This is a genomic window from Verrucosispora sp. FIM060022 (assembly GCF_003977705.1).
Classification (GTDB): domain Bacteria; phylum Actinomycetota; class Actinomycetes; order Mycobacteriales; family Micromonosporaceae; genus Micromonospora; species Micromonospora gifhornensis.
Genome location: NZ_RQIV01000005.1, coordinates 124935 through 141688 on the forward strand (window position 1 = coordinate 124935; position 16754 = coordinate 141688).

9 protein-coding genes are annotated in these 16754 nt (G+C 69.9%); 7 read left to right on the forward strand and 2 right to left on the reverse strand.

The window, feature by feature from the left end:
* Window positions 1-66: 66 nt before the first annotated feature.
* On the reverse strand, window positions 67-1092 hold the full coding sequence (locus EG812_RS15850; protein ID WP_043720656.1) for a LacI family DNA-binding transcriptional regulator: 1026 nt from the start codon (window positions 1090-1092) through the stop codon (window positions 67-69).
* Between the two features lie 388 nt (window positions 1093-1480).
* Here EG812_RS15850 and EG812_RS15855 point away from each other — a divergent pair, with 388 nt between their 5' ends.
* The 7 genes from EG812_RS15855 (at window position 1481) to EG812_RS15885 (ending at window position 15444) form a co-directional block, all read left to right on the forward strand.
* Entirely contained in the window at window positions 1481-2779 is a 1299-nt protein-coding gene (locus EG812_RS15855; RefSeq protein ID WP_013733482.1) for an ABC transporter substrate-binding protein, read from the forward strand.
* Window positions 2780-2888: 109 nt separating this feature from the next.
* Window positions 2889-3806: a carbohydrate ABC transporter permease gene (locus EG812_RS15860; protein WP_013733483.1), complete on the forward strand. Its 918-nt coding sequence runs from the start codon at window positions 2889-2891 to the stop codon at window positions 3804-3806.
* Window positions 3807-3811: 5 nt separating this feature from the next.
* A complete protein-coding gene (locus EG812_RS15865) occupies window positions 3812-4729 on the forward strand; it encodes a carbohydrate ABC transporter permease (protein WP_013733484.1) in 918 nt (305 codons plus the stop codon).
* A gap of 2 nt (window positions 4730-4731) precedes the next feature.
* Window positions 4732-6684: a glycoside hydrolase family 127 protein gene (locus tag EG812_RS15870; RefSeq protein ID WP_013733485.1), complete on the forward strand. Its 1953-nt coding sequence runs from the start codon at window positions 4732-4734 to the stop codon at window positions 6682-6684.
* 112 nt (window positions 6685-6796) lie between these two features.
* Window positions 6797-11533 (forward strand): discoidin domain-containing protein, encoded by a 4737-nt coding sequence (locus tag EG812_RS29945; protein ID WP_286047756.1) that lies wholly within the window; start codon window positions 6797-6799, stop codon window positions 11531-11533.
* 61 nt (window positions 11534-11594) lie between these two features.
* The gene (locus EG812_RS15880) at window positions 11595-14786 is read left to right on the forward strand and encodes a family 43 glycosylhydrolase (RefSeq protein WP_126711978.1); all 3192 of its coding nucleotides are present in this window, start codon (window positions 11595-11597) and stop codon (window positions 14784-14786) included.
* A gap of 25 nt (window positions 14787-14811) precedes the next feature.
* Window positions 14812-15444, forward strand: coding sequence for a hypothetical protein (locus EG812_RS15885; RefSeq protein WP_126711979.1), 633 nt, complete (start codon window positions 14812-14814; stop codon window positions 15442-15444).
* A gap of 89 nt (window positions 15445-15533) precedes the next feature.
* On the opposite strand, the gene EG812_RS15890 is transcribed toward EG812_RS15885, so the two are convergent.
* A complete protein-coding gene (locus EG812_RS15890; protein ID WP_126711980.1) occupies window positions 15534-16718 on the reverse strand; it encodes a cytochrome P450 in 1185 nt (394 codons plus the stop codon).
* Between the last annotated feature and the right edge of the window lie 36 nt (window positions 16719-16754).

The window sequence follows — 16754 nt, forward strand, 5'->3', positions numbered from 1 at the left end:
CCATGCGGCCTCCGAGCATGGTGAGGGCGGTGCGGGACGCGCGCCGGTGGCGCCGCGGTACCAGGGTCAGTGGCGGGTGAGGGCCGGTCCGGTGGATTCGCGGACGACGAGGCGCCCCTGCTGCCGGATCACCCCACCGGTGGCGTTGCCGTCCAGCGCCGCGATGAGGTGCTGGACCGCGGTCGCGCCGAGTTGTTCGAGGTTGAGGTCCACGGTGGTCAGTGGTGGGCGGCACTCCTCGGCGAAGAGTTCCCAGTTGTCGTAGCCGACGATCGCCACGTCGTCCGGGATCTGGCGACCGAGGTCGCGCAGCGTGTCCGCGACGCCGGCAGCCACCTGGTCGTTGCCGCAGAAGATCGCGTCCACGTCCGGCCGGGCGGCCAGCAGCAGACGTGCCGCGTGCCGACCCCAGCGTTGGGACCATTCTCCGAACAGCGGGTCGCCGGCCGGTACGAGACCGGCCTCGGTGAGGACCGTGCGCAGCCCGGCGGCCCGGTCGCGGGCAGCGCGGTAACTGTCCGGGCCGGTGATGTGCCCGATCCGGCGCCGACCGTGCGAGACCAGGTGTTCGGCGGCGAGCCGGGCCCCGCCCTCGTCGTCGGCGACGATCGACAGGTCGTTCGGGTCGGTGGACTGGGCGTACGCGTAGACCACCGGCACCGGGATGTGCTGGGTCACCGACGGGCTCACCTCGTTGCTGTCACCGACCACGATGAATCCGTCGACCTGGCGGGCCAGCAGGGTGCGGATGTAGTGCTGGCGGCGGATGGCGTCGCCGCGCGCGTCGCAGAGCAGCACGGACATCTGCCCGTTGCCGAGGGCGTTCTCGGCCCCGAGCAGGATGGACATGGCGAATCTGCCGCCCAGTTCGTCGGTGAGCAGCCCCACCGTACGGGTGCGACCGGAGATCAGCCCGGAGGCGAGCACGTTCGGTTGGAAGGACAGCTCGGCGGCGGCGCGCAGCACCCGTTCCCGGGTGGCCGAGGCGACCTCGGGGCGACCGTTGATGGCCTTGGACGCGGTGGCCATCGAGACACCAGCGTGGCGCGCCACATCACTCAGCGTCACTGATTGCGATCGTCGTCGGCCCACTCGAAAGCCTTTCGCAACAATTTCAGAAACCCGGCAGCCGTTGGCTAGCCCCACGATTCCGGCCAGCGTAGTGCGAAGACTGACACAAGCGGAAGTCCGGGGTGGGCCGAAAATCGGCCCCGGTTTTACCCGTACGACATCTTGCCGAAACCGTTTTCGTGAAGCACCCTATCGGCGGAACGTGATGGGTGCCACCTCGCCATGGCGGTGACTTCGGCGGTGGTGCGCGCAGAACCGCGTCGCGGGTCGGCTCGACCTGTCCGACGCCCGACCGTGATGTCACCGCCTTGCCCCATCCACCTGACGCGGCAACTCGACACTGCACACCTCGGCTGGCGGAGACCGCTCGGCGGTTTCGCGCCCGGTTGATGAACCCTAGGAGAGGACCATGAGCACATCCCTGGGCAGGCGGACTGCCCTACGATCGCTGGCGGGAGTCCTGGCCGCGACGCTCACCCTTGGCGTCGCGGCGTGTGGCAGCGACGAGCCGAGCGGCCCGAGCGCGGCCGACGCCGGTCCCACCGGCGTCGACGACGGCAGTGAGCTGACACTGTGGACCCGCGCGCCGCTGGAGAAGCAGGCGAAGCTGCTGGTCGACGCGTACAACGCCAGCCACCAGAACCAGGTCAAGCTCACCGTCGTACCCAACGACGACTACGTCGCCAAGGTCGGTGCGGCAGCGGGCTCCGATGGTCTGCCGGACCTCTTCGCCGCCGACATCGTCTACGTGCCGAACTGGGTGGAGCAGGGCCTCTTCCAGGACCTCAGCTCGAACATCAGCGGCCTGGACTTCAAGGACTCCATCAACAAGGGACACCTGTCGGCCGGCACCCGCGAGGGCAAGGAACACGTCCTGCCCTTCGTGCTGGACCTGTCGATGCTGTTCTGGAACAAGCAGCTGTTCACCGAGGCCGGACTCGACCCGGAGAAGGCCCCGGCGTCGCTTGAGGAGTACGCCGCCGCGGCCAAGGCGATCCAGGCGATGGGCAAGGACGGCGTCTACGGCACGGCGGCCGGGCTGAACTGCGGCGGCTGTCTGCTGTTCACCTGGTTCCCGTCGATCTGGGCCGGCGGCGGCCAGGTGCTCAGTGAGGACGGTACGGAGTCCAAGCTCGCCGACGAGACCGCGCAGCAGGTCTACCGCGTCTGGCACGACCTGTGGCGCTCGGGCGCGGTGCTGCCCGCCTCGGCCGGCGAGACCGGTCCTACCTGGACCGCTCCCTTCACCGAGGGCAAGGTCGGCCTGATGCTGTACCCGGCGACGCTGCTCTCCTCGACCCCGTTCGACGCCGGCGTCGCCGGCATCCCCGGCCCCAACGGCGGCGCCTCCACCTTCGTCGGCGGCGACGGCATCGGCATCTCGAAGGACTCGAAGAAGGCCGCCCAGGCCTGGAACTTCCTCAGCTGGATGATGTCCGAGCAGGCCCAGGTCGAGGTGCTGGCCAAGAACAAGGACGTGGTCTCCCGCGCCGACCTGGCCAACAACAAGTACGCCGCCGAGGACCCGCGCCTGGTCACCATCAACGAGGTCGCCGGCAAGGGCGGCACTCCGGTCGCGCTGAACTTCCAGCAGGCGTTCAACGCGCCGAACAGCCCGTGGCTGACCCTGGTGCGCAACCAGGTCCTCAACGGCAGCGGTGACCTGAAGAAGGACAACGACGAGATCACCGCCGTACTCAAGCAGTAGGTGAGCCCCGCAGGCGTGCGCCGTTCGACGACCGGTGTCAGGTCGGCACACGCCTGCGGGCGACCCGAACGCCTCGATGATCCCGCCACCGAACGAACGAGAGGTTTCCATGAGCGTCACCGCACCGTCTCGCCCGCCGGGTGCGGCGACCCGGCGTCGCACCCGGCCGCGCGGCCGCCAGGCCCTGCTCGGCTGGCTCTACGCGACCCCGACGGCGGTCTTCGTGGCGCTGTTGTTCGCCGTGCCGCTGCTGTTGGTCATCCGGATGTCGCTGTCGAAGTGGTCGCTGCTGCGCGGCGACCAGGGCATCAACGCCCCCGACAACTTCGTCAAGGCGGTCGACCACCGCTTCTTCACCGAGTCGGTGGTGTTCACCCTCAAGTACACCGCGCTCGCGACCGCCCTGCTGCTGGCACTCGGCCTGGGACTGGCCCTGCTCGTGCAGGAGTCCAGCCGCTGGAACAACCTGCTCCGCGCGTCGTTCCTGATCCCCAGTGCTCTCGGACTGGCCTCGGCGTCACTGCTGTTCTACGTGCTCTACTCGCCGTACGCGAGCCCGCTGGCACCGGTGATGGACCGGTTGGGCCTCACCTTCCTCGGCTCGCCGACCGCGGCGCTGATCTCCACCACGTTCCTGATCGTCTGGCGCTACGCCGGGTTCTACATGGTGCTCATGCTCGTCGGCCTGCAGGGCATCCCGGCCGACGTGTACGAGGCTGCCCGCACCGACGGCGCCAGCCGCTGGCAGACCTTCCGGAAGGTCACCCTGCCGCTGCTGCGCCCCACGCTGGCGTTGACGACCGTGCTCTGCGTGACCGGCTCCCTGCTGGCCTTCGAACAGTTCTACATCCTGACCAAGGGCGGCCCGGACAACAGCACGATCACCGTGGTCCAACTGATCTACATGGTGGCGTTCCAGGGCCAGAACGACCTGGGGGTGGCGGCGGCCATCTCCGTCATCGTGCTGCTGGCCCTGATCCTGATCAACGCGCTGCAGATGCGCGCCTTCCGGTCCGAGGAGAGCTGACGCCGATGACCGTCGCATCCACCACCGAATCGGCCGTCACCGACGGACCCGCGCCGCCGACACCGTCGCGGCACGAGGGTCGGAAAAAGACCGAGGGCATGACCATCGCCGGCATCGCCCTGCGTACGCCGTACTGGGTGTTCACCGGGGCGGTCGCGCTGATCTTCCTGGCGCCACTGGTCTGGACGGCCGTCGCCTCGGTCTCCCCGCAGCCCGGCACGAACCAGGTGGACGGCTGGGGGTTCGGCAACTACCGCACGCTCGCCGCCTACCAGGCCGGCATCTGGCGCTACCTCGCCAACTCCGCGTTCGTCTCGCTGCTCACGGTCACCCTGACGCTGCTGATCTCCTTCCTCGGCGGTTACGCCTTCGCGCGGTTCCGCTTCCCCGGGAAGAACCTGCTCTTCCTGATCACGCTCGCCATCCTGATGGTCCCGTACGCGACCCTGCTGATCCCGCTCTACGTGCTGCTCAACCAGGTGGGGCTGCAGAACTCCCTGGTCGGCGTGGCTCTCGTGCTCACGATGTTCCAGCTGCCGTTCTCCACATTCCTGATGCGCATCTCCTTCGAAGCGGTGCCACGCGAACTCGACGAGGCCGCGATGGTCGACGGCTGCTCGTCGTTCGGCGCGCTGTGGCGGGTGCTGCTGCCCGCCGTCAAGCCGGGCCTGATCACCGTCGGGCTGTTCGGGTTCCTCGCCGCGTGGAACGACTTCATGGCCCCACTCATCCTGATCAACGACTCCGAGCGGATGACCCTCCCGCTCGCGGTGTCGAATCTGCGTGGCCAGGTCCAGGGTGTCGTCGACTACGGGGCGACCGAGGCGGGCGTCGTCGTGCTCGCCCTTCCGTGCATCGTCCTGTTCCTCCTGCTCCAACGACACTACGTGCGCGGCTTCATGTCCGGCGCGCTGAAAGGATGACCATGAGCGGCAACGCGCATTCGGCCGCACCCGTTCTGCCGGCCCAGGGCCGCCTGCGGCCCCTCGGTCTGCGGGACGTGGAGATCACCGGCGGATTCTGGGGTGAGCGCCAGTCGATCAACGGCGCGGCCACACTCCAGCACATCGAGCACTGGCTCGAGCGCGAGGGCTGGATCCGCAACTTCGACCTGACCGCGAACGGCGGCGACCCCGGCGAGCGCCGGGGACGCGAGTTCTCCGACTCCGAGGTCTACAAGTTCCTGGAGGCCATGGCCTGGGAGATCGGCCGGACCGACGACGCGGAACTGGAGTCACGGTTCCGCGCGATCGTGCGGCGGGTCGGCGCGGCCCAGCAGCCCGACGGCTACCTGAACACCAGGTTCGGTCGGCCGGGACAGGCGCCGCGCTGGTCCGACCTGGAATGGGGGCACGAACTCTACTGCGTCGGACATCTGCTCCAGGCCGCGGTCGCCCGGGCCCGGACCCGCCCGGATGCCGACGACGGGCTGCTCGACATCGCCTGCCGCGCCGCCGACAACGTGTGCCGGACCTTCGGACCGGACGGCATCGACAGCGTCTGCGGGCACGCGGAGATCGAGACCGCGCTCGTGGAGTTCGCCCGCGCCACCGGCCAGGAGCGCTACCTGACCCAGGCCGCCCTCTTCGTCGACCGGCGCGGTCACGGCCGGCTCGCCGACGTGGAGTTCGGCCGGGAGTACTTCCAGGACGACCAGCCGGTCCGGCAGGCCACGGTGCTGCGCGGCCACGCGGTACGGGCGAACTATCTGGCCGCCGGTGCGGTCGACGTCGCCGTCGAGTTGAAGGACGCCGGCCTGCTGGACGCGGTGCGCGGCCAGTGGCGCAACACGGTGTCGCGGCGCACCTACGTCACGGGCGGGCAGGGCTCCCGGCACCAGGACGAGGCGTTCGGCGGGGACTGGATGCTGCCCCCCGACCGCGCCTACTCGGAGACCTGCGCGGGCATCGGCTCGGTGATGCTGGCCTGGCGGCTGCTGCTCGCCGACGGCGACCCCCGGTACGCCGACCTGATCGAGCGGACGCTGTTCAACGTGGTGTCGACCTCCCCGGCGGCCGACGGGCAGAGCTTCTTCTACACCAACACCCTGCACCGTCGGGAACTCGGCACCACGCCCGACACCGACCGGCCCAGCCTGCGGGCGGCGGCGTCACTGCGGGCGCCCTGGTTCGAGGTGTCCTGCTGCCCGACCAACGTGGCCCGCACCCTGGCCAGCCTGTCGGCGTACGTCGCGACCTGCGACGACGACGGGCTGCAACTGCACCAGTACCTGAGCGGCACGGTCGAGCAGCACCTCGCCGACGGGCGCAGCCGACGGGTGCGCATCACGACGCAGTACCCGTACGACGGCCAGATCCGGGTACGGGTCGACAGCGACGACGAGCACCCCTGGTCGCTGTCGTTGCGGGTGCCCGGGTGGGCCGACCAGGGGGCGACGGTGACCGTCGACGGGGTGCCCCGGCCGGTGGCTGCGGGCGTGTTCACCGAGCATCGGGCGTGGCGGCGCGGCGACGAAATGGTGCTGCGGCTGCCGATGGCGCCCCGGTTCGTGCACCCGGACAGCCGTATCGACGCGGTGCGCGGCTGTGTCGCGGTGGAGCGCGGCCCACTCGTGTACGCCCTGGAGTCGGTGGACGTGCCGGGCGTGGCCAGCGTCGACGACCTCCGCGTCGACGCGGGTCGACCGCCGCGCCTGCTCGACGGTCAGGTCCTCGTGCGGTGCCGTCAGGTGCGCGGGCAGGAACACGACTGGCCCTACCGGGCCGACGCCGTCGAGTCGGCGCCGGTGCCGGTCGACGAGTTCGACGACGTGCCACTGGTGCCGTACCACGCCTGGGCCAATCGCGGGCCCTCCACCATGCGGGTCTGGCTTCCCACCGACACCGCCCTGCCGGAACCAGCGCCGGGGCAGCCCTGATGTTAGCGCTCACAGCGGTCGATGACCGATGACGACACAGCCGTTCGAATCACCGCCACAGGTGCGACCGGGCGCCTCACCCGCCCCCGCGCCGAGAACAAGGAGGAAGGAAATGATCCGTAGACGCGTGCGAAGGGCGCCCCTCTGGGCAGCCCTTGCCGCGCTCGTGGTGACAGGGTCGGTCGCCGTACCGTCCCCGGCCCACGCGGCGAGCCCGATCCTGCCCGGCAACGAGGGCGACGTCGGGGTTTACACAAACGGACAGAGCCACGTCATGGACATCGGTGACCCGGTGTACAGCAACGTCGGCGACGTCGCCAACCAACTGCGGCCCGGAGTGCCGTTCACCGCGGACAGCATGCACCAGTCGATCTTCGACAAGGACCTCGCCGACGGCGGCACCGACTACTACCTCGACCGCATTCTCGGCGTGCAGGGTGCCCTCGGGTCAGCGGTGCTGATGACCCGAGGCCGTTCGCTGTACATGCGGGGCGCGAGCAACAACAACTTCACCGTCATGGGCTTCGCCGGCAGCGCGTTCGTCGGCGGCCCGAACAACCTCGGCAACCTCTACACCGTCACGGTGCCCGGGCAGACCGTCAGCGAGGTCAACGCCCACCGGTTCAACGCGCCCAGCCACGCCAAGAGCCGGTACACCATCGGCGCCACCGGGGTCACCGCGAACCTGACCAAGTTCATCACCTACGACAACGTGGCGGTCACCGCCATCGAGTTCAGCAACCCCGGCGACGAGGCGGCCACCCTCACCGTCCGTGCCGCGTCACCGCTGGCCACCCAGGCCGCCGGCGAGGATGCGCTGACCGGCACCCGCACCATCACCAGCGGCTCCAACAACGGGCTGGTCGACACGGCGTGGGACACCATCCGCATCGACCTGACCGGTGCCGGCTTCACCCGCAGCGGCAGCAACCTGGACCGGGAGATCACCGTCCCGGCCGGTGGCTCGACGTCGCTGTCGGTCGTCGGCGCGGTCTCCTCGGCCACCTTGGCCGAGACGGTGCAGAGCTACCAGGAGTACGCCGAGCTGTCGCCGGCGCAGGCCGTGCGCACCGGCATCACCGAGTTCAACCGCCGCTGGGCGCAGGACGTCCCCTACATCGACGTGCCCGACCCGGCGTTGGAGAAGGCCATCGTCTACCGCTGGTGGGGTGAGCGGTACAACTCGCTCGACGCCAACGCCTCCGGGCACGTCTACCAGTACCCGACGACGATCGAGGGGGTGAACCTCTACCAGAACGCCGTCGCGCTGACCCAGCCGATGCACCTTCAGGACACCAAGTGGCTGCGTACGCCGTACCTGCCGTACGGTCAGATCCTCAACATCGGTGAGCTGTCCGGCTCGTCGGCCTTCCTGGACAGCCCGGGGCACACCAGCTGGAACAACCACTACTCGCAGTACCTCGGCACCGCCGGGCTCGAGGCGTACAACGTGCACGGTGGTGGCAAGGACATCGCCCGCAAGTTCGCCGGGTACTTCGAGGGCGACGGCGTCGGTCAGCTCGAACACTACGACGGCAACAACGACAAGCTGATCGCGTACGACACCAACTACATGCCGGGCAACGACGCCGACGCCATCACCTTCGGCTTCCCGAAGTCCAACGCCGGCGCCCCCGGCGCGCGGACCATCGAGCGGCCCGAGTCGGCGTACGTCTGGGGTGCCTTCGACGCGGCCCGGCAGCTCTACCAGCTCGCCGACGCCGACCAGGCCAAGGTCGACGAGATGGCCACGAACGCCGACCAGATCCGCGACGCGATCCTCAACCGGCTGTGGAGCCCGGACATGCGGATGTTCCTGGCCGGCACGTCGCACGGCGCCACCAGCGCGGCCAGCGCCAACGGGCGGGCCAACCCGCTGCCCGCGTCGGCCCGCAACCTGATCCCGGCCAAGGAGTCGAACCTCTACGACATCTACGCCGAGAACCTGATCCCGAAGGACCAGTGGCAGACCTACGTCGACGGTTTCCGGTTCCTGACCTACGGCGACAACTTCCCGATCTTCCCGTTCTACACCGCGAACCAGTACGACCGGGCGGCCTACGGCATCGGCGGCTCGAACAACTTCTCCAACATCAACTTCACCGTGCAGTACCGCGGTGTCCGCTCCGCCCTGCGGCACTACGACCCGGAGCAGAAGTACATCACCCCGGCGTACGCCAAGCGGCTGCTGGACTGGATGGCCTGGAGCATCTACCCGAACGCGGACATGCGGATCGCGAACCAGGCGGAGTACTACTCCAACTGGAACCCGAACACCCGCACCTACAACCGCAACAACCAGAACCACATCATGCTCGGCAACATGAACTACATCTTCATCGAGGACATGGCGGGCATCCAGCCGCGTTCCGATGACAAGATCGAGCTCTGGCCGATCGAGTTCGGGTACGACCACTTCATGGTCAACAACCTGCGCTACCACGGGCAGGACGTGACGATCGTCTGGGACCCGGACGGCAGCGAGTACGGCCTCGGCGCCGGTTACAGCCTCTTCCTGGGCGGGGAGAAGAAGGTCAGCACCGACAAGCTCGGCAAGCTCACCTACGACCCGAACACCAACCAGGTCCAGGCCTCCGACGGGCTCACCGTCACCTTCACCGCGACCGAAGGGACCGACTTCCCGGCTGCGGTGGACACCCCGATCGCCGACGAGCGGGTGGTGGGTTACCTCAAGACCGCCGGCATCGACCTCACCGAGGACGCGCCGAACCTGGCGCAGGGCGCGCAGCTCAGCTCGTCGTACACCCAGCAGGGGGTGCGGCCGACGCCGTGGCGGCAGTTCCACACGCCCGGCTGGAGCACCACCTCGATGAACTACACCCCCGGCGCGATCTCGGTGACCGAGCGTCCGGTGTCGCTGGCGGCCGTCACCGACGGGGTCACCGCCAACGAGCCCTACTGGGGCAACTACGGCACCACCGAGCGCAACGGCTACGTCGAGTTGGACCTGGGTGCGGCGAAGTCCTTCGACAACGTGAAGGTCTTCTTCGTCAGCGACCGGCAGGCCGCCGGCTACCGGGAACCCGCCCGCTGGTGGATCCAGGTGCCCGACGGCAACGGCGGCTGGCGGGAGGTGCCGGACCAGTTCAAGAACCCGACGGTGCCGTCGGCGAAGTTCAACGAGGCGCTGTTCGACACCGTCACGTCGAGCAAGGTCCGCATCGCCTTCACCAACAACCCGACCTTCTTCACCGCCATCTCCGAGATCCAGGTCTTCGACTCGGGACGGGACGTGCCCGAGGTCACCAACCAGGCGCCGGTCGTCACCGCCGCCCGGGACAACTCGACCGACGGCAACCTGTCCACCCGACTGGTCGCCACCGCCACCGACGACGGCATCCCGTACGACAACGACCTGACCTTCGGCTGGGAGACCGTCTCCACCCCGGAGGGTGCCGGCGTCATCTTCGCCGACGCGCAGGCGCTGTCCACTCGGGTCACCGGCACGATCGCCGGCGACTACGTGTTCCGGTTCGTCGCCGACGACGGCGAGAAGCGCTCGGCAGCCACCGTCGCGGTGACCCTCACCGAGCGTGAGGTCAGCGCGGAGTTCGGTGCCTCGGCGACGATCAGCACCAGCGGCACGGCCTCGTGGGAGAACCACTCCCGGGTCAACGCCCCCACCAACCCGGCCAACTCGAACCCGGGCACCGGCCAGGGCTGGGGCAACTGGGGTCAGCCGGCCAACGGCACCAGCCTCGACCGCCAGGCGTGGATCCAGTACCGCTGGGACGCGCCGGTGCGCCTGTCCTCGACGGACATCTACTGGTACGACGACAACGGCGGCACCCGCCGCCCCGCCGCCGGCACGTACGCCATCGAATGGTCGACGAACGGCAGCACCTGGACGCCGGTCACCCTCACCGGTGACTCGACGTACGCCGATGGGCTGGCCACCAACCGCTACAACCACTTCGATTTCGCCCCGATCACCGCCAGTCACCTGCGCATCCGCATCTGGGGCGTGCAGGGCAGCGGGGCCGGCACCGGCGTCCTGCGGTGGCGGGCCAACGGCGAGACCGTCGACTCGGTGCGTTCGCCGGTGCTCATCCGCACCGGCGTGGGGCAGGTGCCGACCCTGCCGGCCACGCTCGACGCGGTCTACGCCAGCGGCGCCCGCGGCACTGTGGCGTTCAACTGGCAGGAGGTCACGCCCGAGCAGGTGGCGGAGCCGAACGTGGACCCGTTCGTGGTCTACGGCACCAACGACGCGTACGGCCTGATCGCCGAGGCCCGCATCTACGTGCGACCGGAGATGTCCACCGGCGGCATCTCCATCCAGGGTGCCGAGACCTTCGAGCAGGCCGTCGAGGTGGGCGAGCTGCCCTGGCTGCCGGAGAAGGTGTCGGTCTCCTACAACGACGGTTCCCGGGACAACCAGGCCATCGGGGTCGAGTGGAACTTCGACGAGAACATCGTCAACGTCCCCGGCCGGTACACCATCATCGGTGACCTGATCCTGCCGCCGTACGTCAGCCAGGCCGGGGCCACCCGGACCACGCTGACCCTCACCGTGGGCAACCCGCCCGAGACGCCGACGTGGGACGTCGAGGTGCAGGCCAGCACCCGCTGCACCGGCCGCAACGTCTACGTCACGGTCAATGCCCGCAACGCCGGGGACGTGCCGCTCACCATCGAGCTGGTCACGGCGTACGGGTCGCGGACGGTCGCCGACGTGGCGTCCGGCAAGTCCGCCTTCCAGGCGTTCAACACCCGCGCCACGTCGGTGCAGGCGGCGACGGCGACGGTGAAGGCCACCGGAATCGTCGACGGCGAGCCGGTCACCGTGGAGTTCGAGGCACCGTTCGGCGCGCTCACCTGCGGCTGACCTCCCCTGGTGGCGGCGTCGGCGCATCGGCGCCGCCACCATCGCATCGTCCCGTGAGGAGATGGACACCGTGAACACCACCGTGGGGCGTCACACCGCCCCACCCTCGCGCCACCGTCCACGTCGGGCGGTCGCCGTGGCGGCGGTCGTCGGGCTCGTCGCCGCCGGCCTGACCGGCATCGCCGGCCCGGCGCAGGCCGCCGAACCCGATTCGTACACCTTCACCAACACCGTCAACCCGATCCTCGGTGACGGCAGCTACTACTCCGCCGACCCGGCGCCGCTGGTGGTGCCGGCCGGCGCCCCCGGCAACGACGGCGACCACGACCAGCTCTACATCTACACCGGCCACGACCAGGCCGGACCGGCCACCAACGACTTCATCATGAACGAGTGGGGGGCGTTGCGCAGCACCGACGTCGAGGCGGGCCAGTGGACCCACTTCCCGTCGTTGATGCGCCCGGAGACCACGTTCGCCTGGGCGACCCCCGGCCGGGCGTACGCCGGTCAGGTGGTCCGGGGCGTGGACGGCCGCTACTACTGGTACGTCCCGATCCACGAGCGGGACAGCCCGGCGTCGGACAAGTTCGCCATCGGCGTGGCCGTCTCGTCGAGCCCGACCGGCCCGTGGACCGACCACGCGGGCGGACCGATCGTCTCGCAGCGGGTGCCCACCGCCAACACCATCCACAACATCGACCCGACGATCCTCGTCGACGGCGAAGGCCCCGACCAGCGGGTCTACCTGTGGTGGGGTTCGTTCAGCCAGCTGCGGATGCTCGAACTCGGCCAGGACATGAAGACGCCGATCGGCGCGGTGCGGACCGTCACCGGGTTGACCGGCTTCTTCGAGGGCGCCTGGGCCTTCAAGCGCAACGGCACCTACTACCTGGCGTACGCCGGCAACAACGCCGGCCCGACCTCCCAGTGCACCCCGGCGAACTACCACGCCTGCCTGGCCTACGCGACGGCGTCGTCGCCGCAGGGACCGTGGACCTACCGGGGCACGTTCCTGCGGCCGGTCTCCTCGACCACCAGCCACCCGGGCGTGGTGGAGTTCGACGGGCAGTGGTACCTCGCGTACCACACCGCCGACGCGGTCGGCGGCGGTCACTTCCGTCGGTCGGTGGCGATCGACCCGCTGGAGTGGGACGACACGCAGACCCCGCCCCGGATCAAGCTGGTCACCCCGACCCCGGCCAAGGGCCGTGACCTCACCCCCCGGCCGAACATCGCCCAGGAGGCGCGGGTCACCGTCTCCAACGAGCCGGTACCCACGCAGTACTGGGTGAAGGCGCTCAACGACGAGATCGTCCGACGCAACCCGTTGCCGCCGGACATGTGGGGCACCTGGACCGGCAACAACCCGCCGCAGCAGTGGGTGCAGTACACCTGGGACCAGCCGATGCGGATCAACGGTTCGCAGATCGAGTTCTGGAACGACCAGCCGCAGGGCACCGGGGTCGGGGTGGCTGCCCCCGCCCGCTGGCGCATCCAGTACTGGAACCTCGACGCCGGGCAGTGGGCCGACGTGCCGAACCCGAGCGGCTACCCGACCGGCACCCAGGGCTTCCAGAACACCACATTCGACCCGGTGACCACCACGCAGGTCCGGGCGGTCTTCGACGCCTCGACGAACGGCAGCACGTACTCCGCGGTGGCGGTCGAGGAATGGAAGGTCCTCGCCGCGCAGCCGGAGACGGTCAGCGCGCCGGCGATGACTGTGGAGGTGGGGGAGACCGACCTGCCGGACACCCTGCCGGTGTCCTTCGGCGCCGAGACGCTGCACGTGCCGGTCTACTGGGACGAGGTCACGCCGGACGACGTGGCGACGCCCCGGACCTTCACCATCTCCGGCACCGTGCTCGGCTACGCCGCCGGGCGGGTCTCCGCGCAGCTCACCGTGATCTCCCCGGACGACACCGAAGGCGACGAGACCGCGCCGACGGTGACCCTCACGCCCAGTGGCAGCGCCGGCAGTGCCGGCTGGTTCCGCTCGGCGGTGCGGGTGCGGGTCGCCGGCGTCGACGACCGGGGCGGCCGGTTGAGCATCTCCTCGCGGGTCGACGACGGCGAACCGGCCGTCGTGAACGACGTGCGGCACGTCGACGTCACCGTCACCGGCGACGGCGAGCACACTGTCACGGCGACCGCGACCGACCGCGCCGGCAACGTCTCGCCGCCGGCCAGTCTCGCCGTACGCATCGACGCCGTCGCGCCGGTCAGCACGGCCACCGTGCACGGCACCGCTCGTACGGTCACAGTGACCGCGACCGACGCGACCTCCGGGGTGTCCCGGATCGAGTACGCCATCGGCACCGGCGGGTGGCAGACCTACACCGGTCCGGTCGCCGCACCGGACGCCAACCGGCACACCCTGTCGTTCCGGGCGCTCGACGTGGCCGGGAACCTGGAGACGGCCAGGACGGTGGTCGTCCCGGCGGACCTGTCCGGCCCGCTGACCGGCAACATCGCGCCGATCGCCACCCCGGCCGCCTCCTACACGGCGAGCTGGAACAGCCTCACCGCGCTCAACGACAACGCCGACCCGACCAACCCGGGCCAGGCCCAGATCTGGGGCACCTGGTCCGGCACCCGGCCGGCCACCCAGTGGGTGCAGTACACCTGGTCGCGTCCGGTACGGATCATCGGCACCGAGCTGAAGTTCTGGCGCGACTCCAATCAGGGCTCCGGCGACGGTGTCGCCCAACCCGACGGCTGGGTGCTGCAGTACTGGGACGAGACCGGCTCGTCCTGGCGCGACGTGACCGGGGCCGCCGGATACGGCACCAGCACCACCGCCTTCAACACCGTCTCCTTCGACCCGGTCACCACCTCGCGGGTGCGGGCCACGATCCGGGCCAACGGCAACGGCACCACCTGGTCCGCGGTGGCGATCACCGAGTGGCGGGTCTTCGCCGACGACCCGGGTGTCGTGCCGGAGCTGCCGGTGACGGTGACCGCGCAGCCGCGATGCGTGGCCGGCAGGGCGTACCTGGCGGTGCAGGTCCGCAACGACCACGACGCGCCGGTCGACGTCACCGTGCAGACCGCGTACGGCGAACGTGTCTTCGCCGCCGTGGCGCCCGGTGGCAACGCCTACCAGCAGTTCACCACCCGTACCGCCTCCATGCCGGCCGGTACGGCGACCGTCCGCGTCAGCGGCTCGGTCGACGGCAGGGACGTGACGACTGTCGTCACCGCACAACACCCCGGCGTCGACTGCTCCGCCGATCCGCGACAAGCCCAGTAATCACAGACGACGAACGGAGAAACGAATGAACACATGGAGTCGTAAGCGGCTGCTGGCCGCCGGTGCGTCCGGTGCCCTGCTGGCCGGGGTGGTGGCGGTGGGTTCGCCTGCCTTCGCTGAGCCGGGTGACGAGGCCGGGGTGGAGGTGACCGTCGAGATCGAGGAGATTCGGGAGCCGGGTGTCCTGGCGATGACGGTGGCTGCCGATTCGGTGTTGTTGTCGGAGGGCGGGTCGACGCTGCTGGTCCGCCAGTTCACCGGCACTCTGCCGACGGTGACGGTCACCGACACCCGTACGGCCGACGAGGTGCCGGCCGGTGCGGCGTGGGCGGTGCTGGGTAGCGCGACCGACTTCGTCGGCGACGCCGACCAGGCGCCGATCGGTGCCGGTCACCTGGGCTGGAAGCCGAAGCTGATCGATGGTGGGGACACCGGTCTGGTCAGCGAGGGTGAAGAGGTCGTCACGGTGTTGGACGAGCCGACCCAGCCGGGTAACAACGTGGGTCTGGTGGACCAGGAACTGCTGGTGTCGACCTTCGATTCGGGTGCGGTGACTCCTGGCGAGTACACCGTTGACGCGGATCTGTTCCTGCGGACTCCGGCGGATGTCGAGGCTGGTGCGTACACCTCGACGCTGACCCTGTCCCTGTTCGAGTGATACGGCGGTCGGGGGCCGCGTGAATGGCCCCCGACCATCACCTGTGGCCGCAGGGGGTGGGCATGACAGTGCGACGGACCGGACCGGATTCAGACCTGCATCGGCAGCCCGTCGTGATGCAGCCGGAAACCGTCGAGCTGCGCCGGGTCGACCGCGAGACGCAGGCCCGGCAACTCCTGCGCGATCCGTTCGAACATGATCCGGCTCTCCAGCCGGGCCAGGTGAGCGCCGAGACAGAAGTGGATGCCGTACCCGAACGCGATGTGCCGCCCCACGTCGGCGCGGTGGATGTCGAACTCGTGCGGGCGCTCGAACACCGCCGGGTCGCGGTTGGCACCCCACAACGACAGGCCCACCCGGTCGTACGCCGGGATCCGCCCGCCGCCCAACTCGATGTCGGCGAAGGCGTACCGGGGCGGCACGATCTCGACGGGCCCCCGGAAACGCAACGTCTCCTCGACCACCACGGCGGCCAGCGACGGGTCGGCCCGCAGGGCCTGCCACTGCTCGGGATGGCTCAGCATCAGCCGGAGTCCGTTGCCGATCAGGTCGACGGTGGTCTCCTGCCCGGCGATGAGCAGCAGCTGCACCAGGGCCACCAACTCGTCCCGGTCGAGCCGGTCGTCCCGGTCCTCGGCGACCACCAGCGCGGTGATCAGATCGTCGGCCGGCGCCGCCCGGCGCGCGGCGGCCAACTCGTCGAGGTACGCCGCGAAGGCGCTGGTCGCCGCCGGGCCGTCCGGGCGTGCCGACACGATCGCCGCCGACCAGGCGCGGAACTGCGGCCGGTCCGGCTCGGGAATGCCGACCAGTTCGGCGATGACGTTGACCGGCACCGGGTCGGCGAGGTCGGTGACGGCGTCGATGTGCCCCAGGCGGCGGGCGCGGGCGACCAGCCGGTCGGCGAGATCGGTGATCCACGGCTCCAGTCGGGCCACGGCCCGCGCGGTGAAACCACCGCTGACCAGCCCCCGCAGCCGGGTGTGATCCGGAGGGTCGAGGCTGATGAGCTGCCGCGCCTCGATCCGGGCCGCCTCCGACAGGTCGTCCGGCCTGCGCTGCCACCCGCCGGGGCCGCGCCGGTGCATCTCGTGCCCGATCTCGGGGTGCCGCAGCCCGGCCAGCACGTCGGCGTGCCCCGCGACGACCCACAGCCGGTTGCCGGCCGGGTCGACCTGCGGCACCGGTCCGCCGCTGGCGCGTACCCGGTCGTAGAAGGGGTGTGGGTCGTGGCGGACCGCAGGGTCCCACAACTCCGAGACACCGAAGGCCACCGAACCTCCCCAACCATGAATGAGTTAGCGCTAACA